The sequence below is a fragment of the Mesorhizobium sp. M2C.T.Ca.TU.002.02.1.1 genome (assembly GCF_003997225.1).
On sequence record NZ_RZTO01000805.1, the window covers coordinates 1 to 2728 of the forward strand.

At 65.3% G+C, this 2728-nt stretch carries 3 protein-coding genes; 1 reads left to right on the plus strand and 2 read right to left on the minus strand.

All coding sequences use genetic code 11. The annotated features are described in order from the left end of the window. Positions 1-1011: DegT/DnrJ/EryC1/StrS aminotransferase family protein (locus EOD07_RS29685; protein ID WP_164772660.1), on the plus strand; the 1011-nt coding region annotated here is incomplete at its 5' end. Positions 1012-1224: 213 nt separating this feature from the next. Here the strand turns inward: EOD07_RS29685 and cysQ are convergent. Together cysQ and cysC are read right to left on the minus strand one after the other, a co-directional pair. Then, positions 1225-2004 (minus strand): 3'(2'),5'-bisphosphate nucleotidase CysQ, encoded by a 780-nt coding sequence (gene cysQ, locus EOD07_RS29690; protein ID WP_164772661.1) that lies wholly within the window; start codon positions 2002-2004, stop codon positions 1225-1227. Between the two features lie 10 nt (positions 2005-2014). Beyond that, the coding region (cysC, locus tag EOD07_RS29695) for an adenylyl-sulfate kinase (protein ID WP_127237867.1) at positions 2015-2728 on the minus strand (714 nt) is incomplete at its 5' end.

The following is a 2728-nucleotide window of genomic DNA, read 5'->3' on the forward strand; positions in this document are numbered from 1 at the left end:
GCCTATGTCGGCGTCAAGCATGTGGTCGCCTGCGCCAACGGCACCGACGCGCTGCTCCTGCCGCTGTTTGCCGCCGGCATCGGCCCGGGGGATGCGGTGTTCGTGCCGAGCTTCACCTTCGCAGCCACCGCCGAGGTGGTGGCGCTGGCCAAGGCCGAGCCGGTCTTCGTCGACGTCGACCGTGATACCTACAACATCGACATCGCCAGCCTCGAGGCGGCGATCGACATGATCAAGAAGGAAGGAAGACTGAAGCCGAAGGCGATCATCCCGGTCGACTTGTTCGGCCTTGCCGCCGACTATGAGGCGATCATGGCGATCGCAAAGCGCGAGAACCTCCTTGTGATCGAAGACGCCGCGCAGTCGATGGGCGGTTCCGCCGACGCCAAGATGTGCGGCGCATTCGGCCATGTCGGCTCGACCAGCTTTTATCCTGCCAAGCCCCTCGGTTGCTACGGCGACGGCGGCGCGATGTTCACCAATGACGGCGCGCTGGCCGACAAGCTCCGTTCCTTCGCCTTCCACGGCAAGGGCGAGACGCAATATGACAATGTCCGCGTCGGCATCAATTCGCGCCTCGACACGCTGCAGGCGGCGATCCTGATCGAGAAGCTCGCCATCCTCGAAGAGGAGATGGTGGCCAGGCAGGTGGTGGCGGACCGCTATGCCAAGGGCCTCGGCGACATCGTCAAGGCGTCGCGCAATCTTGGCCACGGCCGCTCAGCCTGGGCGCAGTACGCGATCGAGACGCCGAAGCGCGACGGGCTGAAAGCGCATCTCGGCGAAAAGGGCATCCCGTCGGTGATCTATTACGTGAAGCCGCTGCACGAGCAGGTCGCGTACAAGGGCTATCCGCGCACGCCGACCGGCCTTGCCGTCTCGGAAGAGCTGCCGAAGCAGATCCTCTGCCTGCCGATGCACGCGTATTTGAGCGAGGCCGACCAGGACCGCATCATAGAGACGATCCGCAATTACATCGGCTCGAACTCGGCGCATGTCGCGGCGGCGTAAAGCCGAGAGGCCGGCGGGACAGCACCCCCTCTGCCCTGTCGGGCATCTCCCCCGCAAGGGGGGAGATGAGATGTCACGCGGGCTTTCGCCAACCTTCAACGTTGAAAGAATTCGCTGAGCGCTGAAGCTGCCAATCTCCCCCCTCGAGGGGGAGATGTCCGGCAGGACAGAGAGGGGGGCCTCGCGCCGGCGTCTACATTGGCAACGCTGCGATTACGCGCCCTTCCCCGTCGCAATGAAATGCGGGTTGGCGAAATCGCTGTCACTCGCCTGGTTGCGCTTGCCGTAGACGAGCGGCTGGCCGTCCAGGGTGCGCGTCATGCCGCCGGCGGCGCGCAGCACCGCGTCGCCCGCGGCCGTGTCCCACTCCATGGTGCGGCCGAAGCGCGGATAGACGTCGGCTTCCGCCGCGGCAAGCAGGCAGAATTTCAGCGATGAACCGACCGAGACGATCTCAGCCGCGCCGAGATCGCGGATGAATTCCTCGGTCTCGGGCGTGTTGTGCGAGCGGCTGGCGACGACGGCGAGCGGCGTGCCCCCTGCCCGCACGGCGATCGGCCGACGTTCGGTGATGCGATAATCGGCATCGACCTCCAGCGCCTCGGCCTTGCCCGGCCGTCCATTGAAGAAGCGCCCGGTGCAAGGCGCGAACACGACGCCGACTTCAGGCACGCCGTGACGGACGAGCGCGATGTTGACGGTGAAATCGGTGCGGCGGTTGACGAATTCCTTGGTGCCGTCGAGCGGATCGATCAGGAAGAAGGCGCCGTCGAGGTCGGGCGTCGCGACGCCTGCCGCAACCTCCTCCTCGGCCACACATGGGATATCCGGATAGGCGGCGCGCAGGCCGGCCAGGATGATCTTCTCGCTTTCGCGATCGGCTTCCGTGACCGGCGAAGAGTCCGCCTTGCTGTCGACGGCGCCGCCTTCGTGGAAGACGCGCATCACCTCGCGCCCCGCTTCCAGCGCCAGGCGCTCGAAGACGCCCAGCATCGCCTCGTCGTCAGATGCCGCCGCCATTGTCATACTGCTCCTCGGCAATGTCGCGCTCGGTCAGCCAGTGTTCCAGGGCTTCCGCCATTTCCTGCGGGCTCCTGCCGAGGGTCTTGAGATGGATTTCCGGATTCTGTGGCGCCTCATAGGGAGAATCGACGCCGGTGAAATTCTTGATCTCGCCGCTCAGAGCGCGCGCGTAAAGGCCTTTCGGATCGCGGCGCGCGCATTCCTCGAACGGCGTGTCGACGAAGACCTCGACGAATTCGCCCTCGGCCATCAGCTCGCGCGCCATGCGCCGCTCTGCGCTGAAGGGCGAGATAAAGGAGACGATGACGATCAGTCCGGCATCGGCCATCAGCTTGGCCACCTCGGCGACGCGGCGGATGTTCTCCACGCGGTCGGCGTCGGTGAAGCCGAGATCGCGGTTGAGGCCGTGGCGGACATTATCGCCGTCGAGGATATAAGTGTGGCGCCCGGACGCGAACAGCTTCTTCTCGAACAGGTTGGCGATGGTCGACTTGCCGGAGCCGGAGAGCCCGGTGAACCAGAACACCGCCGGGCGCTGGTTCTTCAGATCGGAACGGCCGCGCTTGCCGACATCGAGCGACTGCCAGTGGATGTTTTCGGCACGGCGCAGCGAATGCAGGATCATGCCGGCGCCGACGGTGGCGTTGGTGATGCGATCGATCAGGATGAAAGCGCCGGTCGTGCGGTTCTCGGC